Here is a 15,557-nt window from a genome sequence, read left to right as displayed (position 1 = left end):
ACCTCATGCGGACTCCAAACTTTTTTATATTTTATCGTTATTTAACCTACATAACGTTCTAATGCAACCGCAACACCATGATTAACGTTCGATTCTGTTACATAAGTTGCTGCTTCTTTTAATTCAGGAATGGCATTTCCCATCGCAACAGTCGTTCCGGCTACGGCAAACATCGTTAAATCATTATGTTGATCTCCCATTGCCATAACTTCTTCTTCTTTTAATCCCAGTTCTGCAATTAAATCTGTTAATGCATTTCCTTTATTAGCTTTTTTATTCAAAACTTCTAAAAATTCTGGCAAACTACGTACAACATAATAACTATCATCAAATATTTTTTGAATATTAATCATCTGTGCGTCTAAAACTTCAGGTTCATCCACAAACATAATTTTAGAAACGGTTAAGTCCCGTGACATTTCCTCTGGATTTCGTACAAATAATCCTTCATTATTTTCAGCTGCTTGAATAACGGTCACACGACCAACATCTTTATTAGATGTATAAATTCGGCTCTCATCATCTAAAATATTATAATGAACATTTAATTCATAACTTAATTTATCTGCAGCTATATACTCATCAAAGGTTAACGTATGTTGCGCTAGACGTTTTCCACTTACTGTTTCAATAATTGCACCGTTGTAGGTAATGACATATTGGTCATCCCCACTAATCCCTAATTGTTCAAGAAATCCAACCACACCAGCTAAAGGTCGTCCCGTACAAAGGACAACCTTAATTCCCTTTTGTGTCACTTTTTTGACGGCATCAATTGTTTCTTTTGCTAATCTACCCTCTGGATTTAGTAACGTATCATCAATATCTATTGCAACTAGTTTAATTCCCATAGTAATCTCCTCATTTTAAATGATTAAAAAAAGGCAGTCTCAAGAGACTACCTTTTCAATCTTATTTAGGTGCACGTTTAAGGTATGTACCTTCTTGTGTATTAATTTCAAGAACATCATCTGCTGCGATGAAATCAGGAACATTAACAACAAGTCCTGTTTCCATTGTTGCTGGTTTACCTGAACCAGTTGCTGTAGCGCCTTTGATTGAAGGCTGTGTTTCAGTAACACGTAATGTTACAACAGTTGGTAATGTTAAGCCAATAACTTCTGTACCGTAAAATTGGATTTTAACTTCCATATTTTCCAATAAGAATTTTGCTTCATGTTCGATAATTTCTCTTGGAATTTCATATTGTTCATATGTTTCCAAATCCATAAAAATAGCCATTGTATCCTGGTTGTACAAGAATTGAACTGGTTTTGTTTCAATATTAGCTTGTTCAACCTTAACTTCTGGACGCATTGTTGTTTCAACAGTTGATCCAGTACGAACGTCACGTAATTTCATACGCATAACTGTGTTACCTTTACCCGGTTTATGATGACTTGCTTCTAAAACTTTAATTAATTTACCGCCTTGTTCAAAAGTCATTCCGGCTTTTAAGTTAATTGCTTCAATCATAATTTATTATCTCCCTTTTTATAAAACGTTTCTCATTGAGTATACCAAATTGAAAAGGCTTAATCTATAGTGACACTTACAAACATCACTGGATTTTATTAAATAAAAAGTCAAAAATAGCGCATTTTCTTTATTATTAATCGTATATCCAAATTATAAGCTATATTTGTCCAAATACTTCGACAATATCTCTACACATCCTATACTAGCAAGGCTATAATATATATATAATCAAATAGTTAATTTTTTAATTATTTTGAAAGGAAGTCTTATTTTGCTAAAAAACAAATATATTAACTCATCTACTACCTATCAATCGATTATCATCCTTTGTTTCAGCTTGTTCTTTTTAACGTTACCAATTTATACTACACAAGCTGCTACATCATACACGCCTCCTGTAGGTTATCCAATGGGGGCTGCCACGAATGTCACTGGTTTCGCTGGTGGTACAATCACGTTTAATTCTAATGATATTGACTCCCTACAAGGTTAATTTTTTGCCAAAACATTTACTTCCTCAGGTACCGCCGGAGGTTCTTCTATAAAATACTTACAAAATTATGCTCATGATTCAACTGCTAATTTAACTGATGCTGATTATGCAAAGGTTAATCCTACAATGATTTCAGAAAATATTACCGGGGCTGATATGATTCAGTGGTATGGTAATAAAAATAGCTTTGTTTTTTCAAAATCTAATGATAAAGTCAAAGATTTATCATACTATCTACAGAATTCTCCCCCTGATGATGAAATCGCAAAAGCCATTGCTGGTTGGTCCATACCTTCAAGTAATGCCGGTTACGCTGATGCTATCAAGCAATTTAATGCAAAAAAAGATACTATTGATAAACTTTCTGATTTTCCTGTTATGTCAAGCAATGATATTTCATCATTTGCTGATGCTACTCAAAATATTACTGATGTCAGTGATTATTACGCTAGTTTCACTTCAACAAATTTCTCAAACTCTAAAGCAACAGGTTCTACTACTAAATCTAATAATGCTATCAAACGTGTTGATTTAAATACAGATAAATCAATTGATGCTGAAAAATATGCACCTGGTAAAACGGTTATTCAATTAACCGTTGATATGAATACTGCTTCAACAGATCAAGGCGTTGTCTTTGCAGATATTGATGGCTCTATTCCTTCATTTGAAGATGCTATTGGTATCAAAATTAATTTAGTCAATTTTGATATTAACACAATGAAAATGCCATTTTTCATGTTAAATTATAAGCATTTTTCTAATAATGATGCTGGTATCAGTTTTAATTTCAATCAAGGTAGCTGGATGACTTTCAATGCGTATCCACCTAAATCTGACGGATCTTCGATAGATTACAAGTTAGCTGGTAATAGTGATGGAACGCTATTTTCCGGACAAAATAGTAATGGTTCAGATACCACCGCTAAAAATCTTCTATCCGATGAACCCGTTGCAATCGATACAACTGATAAAAACTCTAAAAAAGTGAAATCTGTCTACAATACGTCTTCACATATTAGTAATAATTTTAATACTGAAAATGGTAAGATTTTTGTCGGAAGTTGGAAGAGTCCTTTATATGGTTCAGTATTAGCACCTAGTGCTGATGTCGACGTTGATTCAAGTAGCGATGGTCTCTTATATGGGAGTATTGTTACTGGACAAAATATTATTGGTAATTTAAACGTTCCTAGTGACCTTGCCTATCAAAGTATTTTTGATGCGTCTGATGATTTTGGAGATGACGCTATACAAGAATTTTTAAAAGATCCTGATTCAAGTAACTCATCTCATCCTACTATTAAGTCTATTTCGTTACCGGGTTATACTTCTACAGATACTGGATCTGGTACGACTCATTATATTCCACAAATAGACCCTTACGATTTTCACTATTCATTAAACAATATCACTGATGAATTACCTGAAAATACCGTTCAAACAACTAAAAAATCACTTGATACTACAGTCAATATAGATACGAAATCAACAACCGATAAAACTGAAAAATATTACTTATGGTACAGTTTCAATAATGGTCCTTGGGAAAAATATTCAGAAAATGGAACAACTGAACTTACAAATTCTAAACTAGAAATCACTGCAAAAGATGCGGACGATCTTGCAAAACAATACAGTACGGACCATAGTAAATATAAATATGACGAATCTGCTTATACTGATGGGACTACATATTCTAAATTAATTGATGACAATGAATTGATTGGTTATCATCTTTTCCATAAGAATAGAATTTCATATTTAGTCACATCAACTCACGATTCGGGTACCTATTCCAGTTATAGTAATCACACAATTAATGATATCTTAAGCGGTAAAACGAATGATACAATTTCTGCTGCAAATCTCGCAAAATTAAATCCGGATTACACGCCTATTTCATATAATTTACACGTTGCAGGAGATCTTTTAGTATCCTATCCAAAAGTATTTGATTTTGGTAATTTTACAGCAGGAACTTCTGAAAAAACACCTACAGTAACTGCAACTGGTTTGTTAACTGTCGATAATCCTTTTGGACTTAACTGGAATTTAGTTGTTAGCACAAGTGATAAAGATAATCTAAGTGATCCTTTCTTTATTCCCGATCAACTTGGTTGGTTTGAAAAATTGCAAACGAGTATGCTTGGTAATTCCACAATCACTTATGGGAATGCCTCAGATATTAAAACAATTACATCTAAAGATACTCTTTTAAGTTTAAACTCAACTATTTTTGATTCTGATACAACATCAGTTATTAGTAAAAACTACTATTCTGCACAATTATCATTAAGTCTAAAAACTAAAAAAATTACTCATCCTGGTAAATTTCAAGATAACGCAACTTGGTCATTATCATCACCAAGTATCGTTGTAGATTCATCAAAAGAATAAGAAATCTAATCGACAAAAAGACGCCTAATAAAAATTAGACGTCTTTTTGATTACCATTCATTTTGATTACTTATTTTCTAGTGATTCTTCCTTATCTTTTTTTCTTCTTTTTAAAATAATAAAAAGTAAGAATAAAACTAATAAAATTAATAAAGCAATAATACCAATAATTAACCACAATAACCAAGATATATGAGGCTCTGCTGCCTTATTATCTGATTTAATCTGTTTAATATTGGCTTTAGTAATTGTAAATGAATTCGTTGCTTTCCAAGATTTATTATTTCCGGTAACGGTATAATGGACATCATATTTACCAGCGATTAACTTGGCTTTAGTTAAGTCTAATGCATAGCTAAATTTAGCGTTGGGTGCAAAATCAACGTCCTTAATTGTTTTGTCATATAAAACAGTACTACTACTATCTTCTGTAATAGTTGCTTTAATTGTTGTTGGTCCAATCACAATGGGTACATCATTTTGCATATTTGTTTGTAGTGAAACTTTATTAAATGCGTTCAATACCACTTTAGAATCGCCAATTGTCATTTTGGGATTAGGATTATCGACCGTTTCAGATTCTCTAATGACTGCTTGAACAACGTACGCAAATCGATTAGTAATTGAAATACCTTTTCCTTTATTCTTTTCCTTAATAACTTTTTCTTGTACGTTAAAGCCACCTAAAATAATACCGGAAAATGACGTAGCGGGTGTTTTCACTGTAAACGTAACTGTTGCTGTTTTTTTAGGTCCAACCACAACATCTTGTTTTTTTGAGACAAGTTCTGAAAATTGATACTTAGCAGTCGCTGGCTTTTTTACATTTGTCTTATCATAGACAATTAGTCCATTCGTATTTGTATATGAACTATTAGGGCTCACAACAATCGTTTTAGTATCGTTTTCTAAGTTCTTAATTTTCAATGCCAATGTCTGTGTTGAGTTAGGGTTCATTTTAATATCAAATTGTGCTGCCTCTCGATATTGATTAGCAGGCGTTACTTTGGCTACCGTAAACCCGGCACTATTAGACTTTGCATAGACATTGGTCGATACAGTAATAAGTGTGACTATCGCGATAGCTAAAAAGCTTAAAACTATTTTTCTTAATTTCATTATTTCGATTCTCCTTAAAAAAAAAGACTGCCTTAGGCGGTCTTTTTTCTGTTACGTTTTAATTAGCTTAGTTAAAAGCTGCTGCACTAGCATTTCCTTGAGTTGCAGTCCATGTTAAATCAGCTGAAGTTGTTGCAATTTTAGTATTTTTACCAAGTTTTAATGTTGCACTATTGTCAGCATATGACAATGTTGTAGCACCAGCGCCTGTTGTAGCTGTCGCGACAGGAGCTGCAGCACCAGCTGGTGTTAAAGTAGCAGCAGATGCTGTAGCATCTGAGTCTGTTTTAACTGTAGCAGATGCAAGATCTAATGAGCTAACCTTAACTTCAGCATCAGCCATCACACCTAATTGTGCAGTAACATTCCAACCACTATCTGTACCTACGTAATCGGCTACATCTAAAGCTTGAGAAGCATCTTTTGCGCCAGTTGATGTAATATCTGTACCAGTCGTAACTAATGCTTCATTTAGTTTTGTTGTGAAACTGAACGATGGTGCACCCGTTTGAGTAAAAGTACCTGCTTCAATGTTTAAACTAGCTGTACCTTTACCATCTGTTGAATCCGCTGAAACACTTGAGCCAACAACTGCTGTTGAACCAAGTACTAATGCTGCAATTAAAAATAAATTCTTTTTCATAATATAAATTCCTCCCATTTATTGATTAAGCCAATGCTTGAAAAGGGGACGTTGACCTTTACCTAATAGTACCATATAATTTACATAAGATTCAACTGTAATATTATCAGAAGAAACTCTATGATTAAGTCCATATACGCCAATTAATATAGCGTTTACATGTTATTTACAAGTATTTTTTTAGGTTTAATTTTTTCAAACCATTTACTGAAAGTGTACAATCAATTTTTAAATAGAATGATTCCTACCTACCCCCACTTTATAACCATTAAAGGTAGAGCCTTTAGTCATTAATAACCTTTTTTTAAGTTAACTAGAATTTAAGTGTTACTATCAATTATACTTTAAGTCCGCTTATTAAAAAGATTCGATTATCCTAGTTCAAACAAGCTCAAATGGCGGTACGCTTACTTTTTAAGAAAAGCCAACAACTTCTAATGAAATTGATTTCAGCTCTTCTAATAAGACGATTTTCGATTTACCCTCATCAAGTCTTAGTGATGGTACAACAAGTTCTGTAATTAACAAATCTTATTATTATGCAAAACTAACTTTAGATTTTACAACTTCAATTTTTGATACGACAGGGAAATATAATTACGATTCACTCTGGGCTATTTCACCAACTAAAGATAGCGGTATCGTAAATGAGTCAACTAAATAATTCTAAATAAAAAAGGTTTACTCCGTTAAGTAACTAACTGAGTAAACCTCTTTTTTTGTGTCGAAATTTCTAATTATTTACAGGACATCTTTGATATCTGTATCCCCATCATGCATCGTAATTACTTTTCCGATTGTATTATCATGTGCGATAACTGAAACTAAGACGTCTGCCACGTTTTCAAGTGAGTTAGAGCCCGCTTGACCATCATTTAATGTTACTTTACCAGTACCTGGCTCATCTACTAAGGTGCCTGGCTGAAGAATTGTATATTCTAATTGCGTATTCTTCATTAGCCAATTATCAGCATAAAACTTAGCAGTCATATAATCTCTTAATGATGAAACTTCAATTTTTTCTCTATCCAAAGAGTAAACGGAACTCAACATTACAAAACGCTTAACATGAGCTATTTCAGCTGCTTCCATCGTTTTAACTGCCCCATCTAGATCAATCTTCATTAAGTCTTTGCCGCCAGAACCAGCAACAAATAATATGGCATCAACAGCCTGCATATTCTTGACTAATTTATCTATACCTTCTAACAAATCAACATAGACATAAGTAATATTACCTTTATCTAAATTATCTGTATGTCTTGAACCCGCCAAGACTTGGTAACCTTTATCAGCTAATTTACTTGTTACTTTTTGGCCAATTCGACCATTCGATCCAACAACTAATACTCTTTTTATTTCTGTCATCATTTATACACTCCTTCGTTTTATCCTGACTAAAGTCTACATCTTTCTCGACTAAAATGGTATGACTTACACTCGTAAGTTAACGACAAAAAGACAGTCACTATTTTTACCATGACTGTCTCAGTTGATTACTAATTAATTTAATTTAAATTCTGTAACTGTTTTGTACGTATCGCCTACACGTAAAACAATATCACCAAATTCAGGGAATTGTTCAGATCCAGGTGCTGATTGTGTTTCAAATGTAATTGCTGCATGATTAGCTAATTTTTTACCATGCATAATTGGCGTTACTTCACCAAAGTTAGCCGTGAAGATAACTAAACTTGTTGCATCAGTTGAAACTGAGACAGAAACTTCTTTATCTGGACTAACTAATTTTGCTGATTCTTTACCAACTGCAGGATTATTCAAGAAAAAGGGATGATCGATACCATTAACTTGATTTTTTTGAGCAAAATCACTTGTGAAAACGTCATGTAATGTCTTAGCTTGACGGAAATCGTAAGGCGTTCCATCAACAGACATCTTTTTACCTGTTGGAATTGAATCGGGTTCTAATGGTGCAAACTTATCGCTATCTACTTGTAATAAATTGTCATCTATTGTTTCTGTGACGTCACCCATAACATTAAAGTAAACATGATTTGTTGGATTATATAGTGTATCTTTATCCGTTTTAGCAGTCGTTTCAAGATGCCAAATGTTATCATTATTTAATAGATATTTTACATCAATTGCCATGTTTCCAGGGAAACCATGTTCGCCTTCTGGGCTATCTAAATGAAAAATAACAGCTATTTCATTTTCGTTTTCACTTATTTTATACGTCCACTTTTTAGTATCAAATCCTGGCGTACCACCATGCAATGTATTTGTACCTTCGTTAATTTGCACTTGGTAGCTTTGATCATTAATGTTGAATTTACCATCTTTAATACGTCCAGCAACACGACCAATTGAAGCGCCAATAAAACTATCTTTTTCTAAGTATTCATTTGCTGAATCAAATCCAAGAACAATTTCTCGTTTTCCAGTACTTGTGGGTACCTTGAGGCTAACAATTCTAGCCCCTAAATCTGTGAGTGATAATTCAAACCCATTATCATTTATAATCGTTATTAAATCATAGTCATTTCCAAAATCCTTTGTTTTAACTTGCATATTTATCTCCTCCGCTTACTGTATTTGTCCATTCTTATTAATACTAGTCCATTTTAATTAGATATTCAAGAAAGCGTTTACTTTTTTATTGAATAATTACCTTTATTTTACTGAAAATGACATAACCAACCTTTATTTCTGTTATTTCTCTAAAATGTAACGTCATTATAAGCGAATAACTATAATAAATACAAATGTATAGTTCGTTTTTTGTTATCATGTTTATGGAATATTATGTTTATTTATCATTAAAAGATTAATAGCCGAATTATTAATTGATTTATTTTTTAATTATTAGTATACTTACATTATTAATATAAAAGGAGTTTACAATGACAAAAAAACGCGTTTATCTTGCAGGACCCTTTTTCACTCCAGAACAAAAAGAACGATTAGATTTGGTAGCCGATCTCCTAAGTAAAAATCCAACAATTAACGCAGATGCAATTCATCTTCCAGGAAACGTTCAATATCCAGATGCGGACTTCGGCACATTTGAATGGCAAACAGCTACCTTCCAAAATGATATTCGCCAAATTGATCAAGCAGATATCGTTGTTGCAGTTCTTGATTATCAATTGGAAGAAAACAATGATGAAGCTGACTCAGGTACTGTTTGGGAATGTGGTTATGCTCATGCCAATCGCAAACCTGTTATTTTAGTTCGCCAAAATAAAGGTATTCCCTTAAATCTAATGCTTGCTGGAAGTTATACAGCAATGTTTGATGGTTTAGAAGATATCCAAAATTTAGCAACCTACGATTTTAAGGTTTTACAAAATAAGTATGTTGATTTATCAATTTTTTAATTGATCCAATGTTTCACGTGAAACAAAAATACTCTATGCTATAAATCTTTTAAATCGGATTTAAATACAGTAACAGATATTATTTTTATATTTCTAGTACTGTATTTTTTTCTCTCACAAATTGAAGCACCAAACAGTTAATAATATGAAAGAACTTATTAACTAACGACTTATTATGTTTGCTAGTTCAATAACAAACGTATTTCTTATAAATTAAAAAGTATGACCCAATAGAAATATAATTGGGTCATACTTTAGTATCTTAAATACTATTTAAATGCCTAACATCATTGTTACTATTTAACAATAGTTAACAATGAACCGTTTTCATCAATAAAAATTATCCTCGTGCTAATAATAAGTTAAATAAACCGCCCATTGTTTTATCCGATAATTCGATTTCTTTACCAGCTTCTGTCACTTTAGTAATTTCATAATAATCTTCAAATTCGGGTACTTCTAATTCCATCATCGCAACAAAAGCAGCAGCTGTTTTGTAAGTTGCTTGTAATTCTTCTCCATGAATGTAATTAATAACTAGCATAATTGTATCCCCTTATTGTTTTCTTTAAATAAGTTCCGTTTTTTTTATATCATCAACCGTTTTTGTTCCAGCTAATTGCATATCAATTGTTAATTCCTTAGCTAAATGTTCAAAGACTGATTGAACGCCTTTCGCACCACCCAAATGAAGCCCATAAACCATTGGACGGCCAATGGCAACGACATCCGCCCCACTAGCAAGCGCTTTAAATATATGTGAACCACGACGAACGCCACTATCAAAGACAATTGGCACTCGTTTATTGACCTTCTTAGCAATTAACTCAAGAACATCAAACGATGCAGGTCCGCCATCTAGTTGCCGACCGCCATGATTTGAAACCCAAATACCTTTAGCTCCAGCTTCAATAATAGCATCAACATCCAATGGTGATTGAATACCTTTAACGAAAACGGGTAAGTCAGTATAATCAGAAATACTCTTAATATCTGCTAAACTCAATGTTTGTTTAGCATTAGCATAAATAGCTGCGATTCCTTGTCCTTCACCTTCACCATATTCAGCTAAATTAGCCATTGGTTGAGGGAAGATAAATTTATTAATACTATCAGCTTCACGATTACCACCTAGTGTTGAATCAGCTGTTAATATGATAGCCTTCATCCCCACTTCTTTGGCTTGATCTAATAAAAAATGATTAAATTTATCATCTTTACTCATATACAATTGGAAAAATTGAGGTCCACCAGTTCCTCCATTATATGTTTCTGAAATCGTTTTATTTGAATACGTACTAAGCGACATAATTGAACCAACTGCGGCCATCCCCTTAGCAGTATCAATTTCACCTTGTTCATGGGCTAGCCCCTGTGCCGCAACTGGAGCTGCTATCATTGGCATTTGTAAATCAATACCCATAAATGTTGTTGATAAATCCGGATTTTCGATATTTTGTAAAACTCGAGGTGAAATTTGCTTATGATTAAATGCACTTGTATTTTCGCGTAACGTCCATTCATCCTCAGCTCCACCAGCAATATACCCAAATGCACCCTTTTCCATACGTGCTTCCACTAATTTTTCTAATGATTGAACATTGGTGATTTCAATCGAATGTTCTTCTTGACTTGCTTGATATCCCATAATTGTATCCCCCTATACTATTTATACTTGTAGTGTAGCCCTTAATAATAAATACTGTCATCAATAACACTTACTATATGTCAATAACGGCTATATAATTATTCAATCCATACAACAATGGCTAATCAAAGAATTACTAATTTGATATTAACTATTTTGGTCGAATTAATTTATATTGCTCTCCTAAGTTAGCGTATTCTGGTCCAGCCAGCCTCGCCACTGGATCTAATTTTTTAGCATTAATATACATTTTTTCTTTATCCAAAACATCATCTTCTATGTGAAAACAAACCACTTCAAGAATAAATAAATCCGTAATAATCTTACCATCATCCATAATAGGAACATACTGGTTCAATATAACTTCAAACCTCGCTTTAACACCATCAATCCCTGGCACCAATACCTTATTACTAGGAACCGTTGTTAATTTCAATTCGGAAACTTCACTCTCGTCTAGTCCAAAACTAGCAGCGCTCTGATTAACAAATTCCATTAATTCACGTGTTGGTAATTGGACCACAGCCTGTTTCGAACTAACTAAATTAGCCGCGGTGTGTTTCATTTCACCATTTCTACGTCGATTAATTGATATCGACATTAATGGCAACGTATCCGATACAACACTAAAAAAACTAAACGGAGCTAAATTAATTAGTCCCGTCTCATTTACAGTAGTAACCCATGCTATGGGTCTCGGAATTAATGTACCAGACATTAATTTGTACTGATTTTTAGCCGATAATTCGTTACTATTAAATGAAATCATCTTATATTATTCCTCAATTTTTAATCTATTGGTCTTATCTAACCATTGTTTAGCATTCCGTAATTCTAATTCTGAAATTTGATGTGATTGTTCAGCCTCAAAACTGGTAAATTCAATATTAAATTCTCGACAAAACTTCTTTAGTTCATCAAAATTTGATTTTGAAACAATTGGATCTAAAAATCCATATGAACCCCAAATTTTAATATCACTTAAGTCGACAGTCGCTTTAATATTTTCCGATAACACCATAGGATGTAGTAAAACAGCTGTTTTAAATAGTGCCTGTTCCGTTAATAATGAATGGAAGGCAACGTTAGCCCCATTAGAATAACCTAGGACAATTAATTTTTCTGGATCAAAAGCGTACTTCACAGCTAACTCATTAATTACAGTCATTAACCAATTTGTCTCTACAGATAAACTATTTAAATCGAAATCACCATCCGGTAAATGTGCAAAATAGCGTGTTAAACCATTCTCTATTAACCGTCCACGAATGCCAATTTTAGGACTATCTGGAGCCAAAAAATCTGCAATTGATAGTAAATCTGATTCCGTTCCACCAGTTCCATGCAACATTAAGATTGTCGCATTGCCAACCCTACCAGCTTTATAAGATGTAATTGCTTCTGCCATATCTATAACTTCTTGTCTGAATTGAAATTAACTAAGTGAGCTTCAATATCTGCACGTTGGTCTTCTAAAAATGGTGGTAACTCTAGGTGAATACCAGCTTCTTCATATGTTTCATCTTGCAAGAATCCAGGACCATCCGTTGCAATTTCAAATAATACACCTTCACCAGGACGGAAATACTCTGATTTAAAATAGAATCGGTCAACAAAACCTGAATCACGAATACCAACTCTTTGTATTTGTTCAATCCAATAGTTTAATGACTCTTCATCTTCTGTCCTGAAAGCAATATGATGAACTGTTCCATATGCTTGAATCTCATTCGGTAAATCTTGGTCTTCTTCGATAATAATTTGTGCGCCATGTCCACCATCGTTCAATTCATATAATGTACGTTGATTTTCTGTGGCAATTTTATCAAATCCCAATAATTGTCTTAACACAATATCCATACGTTCTGGATAATCCACTGTAATAATTGTTGTTCCTAACCCATTAATTGCGAACATCTTGGGAACCGGACTATATAATTAAGGTGTCCCAGCTTCCACACCATGATTACGTTCGTCAGAAATTAATTGATATTGCTCATGATCAAAATCATAAAAATTCATTGTTTTACTGCCAAAATTCATTTCAATTTCATCATGTTTAATATCATAATCGTCAAATCGTTCTGCCCAAAAATCTAGGGCATCATCGCTAGGAACTCTAAATCCAATTCTCGAAATACCATTTTTTCCTTTTGTGCCTTGAAATAAACCCGGAAAATCAAAAAAGGTAATATCGGTTCCTGCCGATCCCATATCATCCGTAAAGTATAGATGATAGGTTCTAACATCATCTTGATTTACTGTTTTTTTAATTAAATGTAATCCTAATATTTCTGTCATAAAATGAAACATTTTTGGTGAACTTGAAGTAATAGCTGTAATATGATGTAATCCTAATAATTTAGTGTTCATGATTGATACCCCCAATTTATTTAATAAACTTAAATTATCACACTTACTAAAAGTAAGCAATTTATTTAACCTAATTATTTTATACTTAAGTCTGATAACCTTAATCTATACTTTAGAAGATTCATTTATTAAACAAGTTACAAATTCTTGAATTGGCTTTGGTAGTTCGTTTCTTCCAACAAGGTAGAATTCACGCTGATACTGTTTTGATAGTACTTTGACTGGTATCTCTGGGTAATCAGTCAGTGCAGTCTGTGAAACAATTGATTGCCCTATACCTTGTCTGAGCAATTGAATAATTAATGAATTACTTTTAATCGTCATGAAGTGCTCTAACGTTAAATTATTTGCTTTTAAGTAGTTAATTGAATAATGATAAACACCTGATCCATGTTCTCTAAGTAACCACGGCTCATCCTCATTACCAGCCCAAACTAATTGATCAGTCGTCAACGAGTAACGTTTAATATTCTTCTCAGTCAACGGTTTTTCAATAAATCCAAAATCTAACTTATGTTGCTTTAATTGTTCCATAATTTGTGATGAATTAAGAACGCTAACTTCTAATTCTAATCGTTTTAGAGATTCCTTATTTTTGCGTAACAGGTCAGGTAGTAAGTATGCTGCAGTGGTGTGTGAGGCAGCTATTTTACAGGCAATTTTCTGATCAGTTTTTTGATGTTTTAAGGCAAATAAATCTTGCTGCCATAAATCTAGTAATTGCTGTGTTTGCTGGTAAAGTAGCGTTCCACTCTCGGTAGGTACAATTTGTTGTCGGCCATTTCTTTCAAATAACATAACACCTAATGTTTCTTCCAATTGCTTAATTTGAACTGAAATCGTTGGTTGTGATAAAAATAGTAGTTGCGCACTAGTAGTAAAGTTCCTTGTTTCATAAACTGATTTAAAAATTTCTAAATTTTTAAAAATATTAACCACTTCCATTCGTTTTATTAATAGTACTTATTATAAAGATTTATTTTATTAATTAAAAGAAATCAGCTATAGTTAAAGTATTGTTTAGAGAGGATGATCATATTGAAAAAAATAACTAACTTACTACCAGGATTTATCGTTGCCTTACTAATTGGGCTTGCCAGCTATTTTATTGCTAAACTTTGGTTGCCCATGTTAGGTGGTGCAACTATTGCTTTATTCATTGGAATCATTTTAGGTAATACTGTTCTACATCAACCCACACTAACGGCCGGAACTAAATTTTCTGAGAAACGTTTATTAGAATACTCAGTTCTTTTGTTAGGTGCGACTATCACATTTCAAAGTATTAAAGAAATTGGTTTAAATGGCTTACTTTTTACTTTTCTTCAAATGAGTATCACAATTATTTTTGCAATTTGGCTAGGTAAAAAATTAGCCTTTGGTGAAGGTACTTACTTATTAATGGCCGGTGGAAATGCTGTCTGTGGTTCATCAGCCATTGGTGCAATTGCCCCAGTTATTGATGCTGATAATGAAGAAACTGGAATTTCAATTACGTTAGTTAATCTAATGGGAACCATTTTAATGTTAACATTACCTATTATTGGAACCCTCCTCTGGGGTGGTAACAATGTTTTCAGAGGTGTCTTAATTGGTGGAACTGTGCAATCTGTTGGGCAAGTAGTTGCAAGTGCAACTATGCTAAATCAGGATGTCATCGTAACTGCTACATTGTTCAAAATATTAAGAATTATTTGTTTAGTATTTGTTATTACTATTTTTAGCTATTTACACAGCAAGAATCAACCTACCCAAAAAGCGTCACAAGTAACAACAAAAAAATCAACTTTAGTTCCTTGGTATGTTATTGGATTTTTAACACTTTGTGTCCTTAATAGTTTACATTTTTTACCTTCACGAATTGGTGAAACTGCACATTTTCTAAGTACATGGTGTGAAATAATCGCCTTAGCTGCTATTGGCCTTCGGTTAAATTTAAAATCACTATTTAGTCAAGGCAAGCGTTTATTACTTTATGCTGGTGGTATTATGCTTGTTCAAGTAGTATTAGCAATCGGTTTAATTACAATTTTATTTTAAAAAAATAATCATATGACCTGG

At 33.0% G+C, this 15,557-nt stretch carries 15 protein-coding genes and 1 pseudogene; 4 read left to right on the top strand and 12 right to left on the bottom strand.

The genetic code is table 11. From position 1 onward, the window contains the following. Positions 1-41: 41 nt before the first annotated feature. Together yidA and efp are read right to left on the bottom strand one after the other, a co-directional pair. Complete coding sequence (gene yidA / locus AC1RPG_RS01770; RefSeq protein ID WP_481761127.1) at positions 42-851, bottom strand: sugar-phosphatase; 810 nt, start codon at positions 849-851, stop codon at positions 42-44. Between the two features lie 61 nt (positions 852-912). Further along, positions 913-1,476: an elongation factor P gene (gene efp / locus AC1RPG_RS01765; RefSeq protein ID WP_409021902.1), complete on the bottom strand. Its 564-nt coding sequence runs from the start codon at positions 1,474-1,476 to the stop codon at positions 913-915. Positions 1,477-1,750: 274 nt separating this feature from the next. Here efp and AC1RPG_RS01760 point away from each other — a divergent pair, with 274 nt between their 5' ends. Continuing rightward, positions 1,751-1,972 (top strand): hypothetical protein, encoded by a 222-nt coding sequence (locus tag AC1RPG_RS01760; protein ID WP_481761126.1) that lies wholly within the window; start codon positions 1,751-1,753, stop codon positions 1,970-1,972. A 126-nt stretch (positions 1,973-2,098) separates the two neighbouring features. After that, complete coding sequence (locus AC1RPG_RS01755; protein WP_481761125.1) at positions 2,099-4,372, top strand: hypothetical protein; 2,274 nt, start codon at positions 2,099-2,101, stop codon at positions 4,370-4,372. Between the two features lie 66 nt (positions 4,373-4,438). Here the strand turns inward: AC1RPG_RS01755 and AC1RPG_RS01750 are convergent, their stop codons facing one another. The 4 genes from AC1RPG_RS01750 to AC1RPG_RS01735 all read right to left on the bottom strand — a co-directional run bounded on the left by AC1RPG_RS01750 (position 4,439) and on the right by AC1RPG_RS01735 (position 8,666). After that, entirely contained in the window at positions 4,439-5,491 is a 1,053-nt protein-coding gene (locus AC1RPG_RS01750) for a WxLIP family cell surface protein (protein WP_481761124.1), read from the bottom strand. Positions 5,492-5,558: 67 nt separating this feature from the next. Beyond that, positions 5,559-6,134: a WxL domain-containing protein gene (locus AC1RPG_RS01745; protein WP_481761123.1), complete on the bottom strand. Its 576-nt coding sequence runs from the start codon at positions 6,132-6,134 to the stop codon at positions 5,559-5,561. A 741-nt stretch (positions 6,135-6,875) separates the two neighbouring features. Beyond that, positions 6,876-7,505: an SDR family oxidoreductase gene (locus AC1RPG_RS01740; protein ID WP_481761122.1), complete on the bottom strand. Its 630-nt coding sequence runs from the start codon at positions 7,503-7,505 to the stop codon at positions 6,876-6,878. 132 nt (positions 7,506-7,637) lie between these two features. Continuing rightward, positions 7,638-8,666 carry a galactose-1-epimerase gene (locus tag AC1RPG_RS01735; RefSeq protein WP_481761121.1) on the bottom strand — a complete coding sequence of 343 codons (1,029 nt, stop codon included), beginning with the start codon at positions 8,664-8,666 and terminating at the stop codon, positions 7,638-7,640. Between the two features lie 332 nt (positions 8,667-8,998). Between AC1RPG_RS01735 and AC1RPG_RS01730 the strand changes: the two genes are divergently transcribed. Then, on the top strand, positions 8,999-9,475 hold the full coding sequence (locus tag AC1RPG_RS01730; protein ID WP_481761120.1) for a nucleoside 2-deoxyribosyltransferase: 477 nt from the start codon (positions 8,999-9,001) through the stop codon (positions 9,473-9,475). A 340-nt stretch (positions 9,476-9,815) separates the two neighbouring features. Here the strand turns inward: AC1RPG_RS01730 and AC1RPG_RS01725 are convergent, their stop codons facing one another. The 6 genes and pseudogenes from AC1RPG_RS01725 to AC1RPG_RS01700 all read right to left on the bottom strand — a co-directional run bounded on the left by AC1RPG_RS01725 (position 9,816) and on the right by AC1RPG_RS01700 (position 14,441). Then, complete coding sequence (locus AC1RPG_RS01725) at positions 9,816-10,019, bottom strand: hypothetical protein (RefSeq protein WP_481761119.1); 204 nt, start codon at positions 10,017-10,019, stop codon at positions 9,816-9,818. Between the two features lie 24 nt (positions 10,020-10,043). Continuing rightward, positions 10,044-11,123 (bottom strand): lactate oxidase, encoded by a 1,080-nt coding sequence (locus AC1RPG_RS01720; RefSeq protein ID WP_481761118.1) that lies wholly within the window; start codon positions 11,121-11,123, stop codon positions 10,044-10,046. 151 nt (positions 11,124-11,274) lie between these two features. After that, complete coding sequence (locus tag AC1RPG_RS01715) at positions 11,275-11,892, bottom strand: flavin reductase family protein (RefSeq protein WP_481761117.1); 618 nt, start codon at positions 11,890-11,892, stop codon at positions 11,275-11,277. Positions 11,893-11,898: 6 nt separating this feature from the next. Further along, the gene (locus AC1RPG_RS01710) at positions 11,899-12,531 is read right to left on the bottom strand and encodes an alpha/beta hydrolase (protein WP_481761116.1); all 633 of its coding nucleotides are present in this window, start codon (positions 12,529-12,531) and stop codon (positions 11,899-11,901) included. A 2-nt stretch (positions 12,532-12,533) separates the two neighbouring features. Next, a pseudogene (locus tag AC1RPG_RS01705) lies at positions 12,534-13,496 on the bottom strand (ring-cleaving dioxygenase). A 105-nt stretch (positions 13,497-13,601) separates the two neighbouring features. Continuing rightward, positions 13,602-14,441: a LysR substrate-binding domain-containing protein gene (locus AC1RPG_RS01700; RefSeq protein WP_481761115.1), complete on the bottom strand. Its 840-nt coding sequence runs from the start codon at positions 14,439-14,441 to the stop codon at positions 13,602-13,604. An 84-nt stretch (positions 14,442-14,525) separates the two neighbouring features. Here AC1RPG_RS01700 and AC1RPG_RS01695 point away from each other — a divergent pair, with 84 nt between their 5' ends. After that, positions 14,526-15,536: a YeiH family protein gene (locus AC1RPG_RS01695; RefSeq protein WP_481761114.1), complete on the top strand. Its 1,011-nt coding sequence runs from the start codon at positions 14,526-14,528 to the stop codon at positions 15,534-15,536. Positions 15,537-15,557 lie beyond the last annotated feature (21 nt).

It is taken from the genome of Dellaglioa sp. CoH-57-MRSF-18 (assembly GCF_056781995.1).
This window is presented reverse-complemented; position numbering and strand designations above follow the sequence as displayed.

Bases quoted from the DNA above. Each gene is read 5' to 3' on its own strand.
- AC1RPG_RS01725 (WP_481761119.1), bottom strand. From the start codon at position 10,019: ATGCTAGTTATTAATTACATTCATGGAGAAGAATTACAAGCAACTTAC.
- efp (WP_409021902.1), bottom strand. From the start codon at position 1,476: ATGATTGAAGCAATTAACTTAAAAGCCGGAATGACTTTTGAACAAGGC.
- AC1RPG_RS01740 (WP_481761122.1), bottom strand. From the start codon at position 7,505: ATGATGACAGAAATAAAAAGAGTATTAGTTGTTGGATCGAATGGTCGA.
- AC1RPG_RS01755 (WP_481761125.1), top strand. From the start codon at position 2,099: ATGATTTCAGAAAATATTACCGGGGCTGATATGATTCAGTGGTATGGT.
- AC1RPG_RS01695 (WP_481761114.1), top strand. From the start codon at position 14,526: ATGATCATATTGAAAAAAATAACTAACTTACTACCAGGATTTATCGTT.
- AC1RPG_RS01745 (WP_481761123.1), bottom strand. From the start codon at position 6,134: ATGAAAAAGAATTTATTTTTAATTGCAGCATTAGTACTTGGTTCAACA.
- yidA (WP_481761127.1), bottom strand. From the start codon at position 851: ATGGGAATTAAACTAGTTGCAATAGATATTGATGATACGTTACTAAAT.
- AC1RPG_RS01715 (WP_481761117.1), bottom strand. From the start codon at position 11,892: ATGATTTCATTTAATAGTAACGAATTATCGGCTAAAAATCAGTACAAA.
- AC1RPG_RS01710 (WP_481761116.1), bottom strand. From the start codon at position 12,531: ATGGCAGAAGCAATTACATCTTATAAAGCTGGTAGGGTTGGCAATGCG.
- AC1RPG_RS01700 (WP_481761115.1), bottom strand. From the start codon at position 14,441: ATGGAAGTGGTTAATATTTTTAAAAATTTAGAAATTTTTAAATCAGTT.
- AC1RPG_RS01735 (WP_481761121.1), bottom strand. From the start codon at position 8,666: ATGCAAGTTAAAACAAAGGATTTTGGAAATGACTATGATTTAATAACG.
- AC1RPG_RS01750 (WP_481761124.1), bottom strand. From the start codon at position 5,491: ATGAAATTAAGAAAAATAGTTTTAAGCTTTTTAGCTATCGCGATAGTC.
- AC1RPG_RS01720 (WP_481761118.1), bottom strand. From the start codon at position 11,123: ATGGGATATCAAGCAAGTCAAGAAGAACATTCGATTGAAATCACCAAT.
- AC1RPG_RS01730 (WP_481761120.1), top strand. From the start codon at position 8,999: ATGACAAAAAAACGCGTTTATCTTGCAGGACCCTTTTTCACTCCAGAA.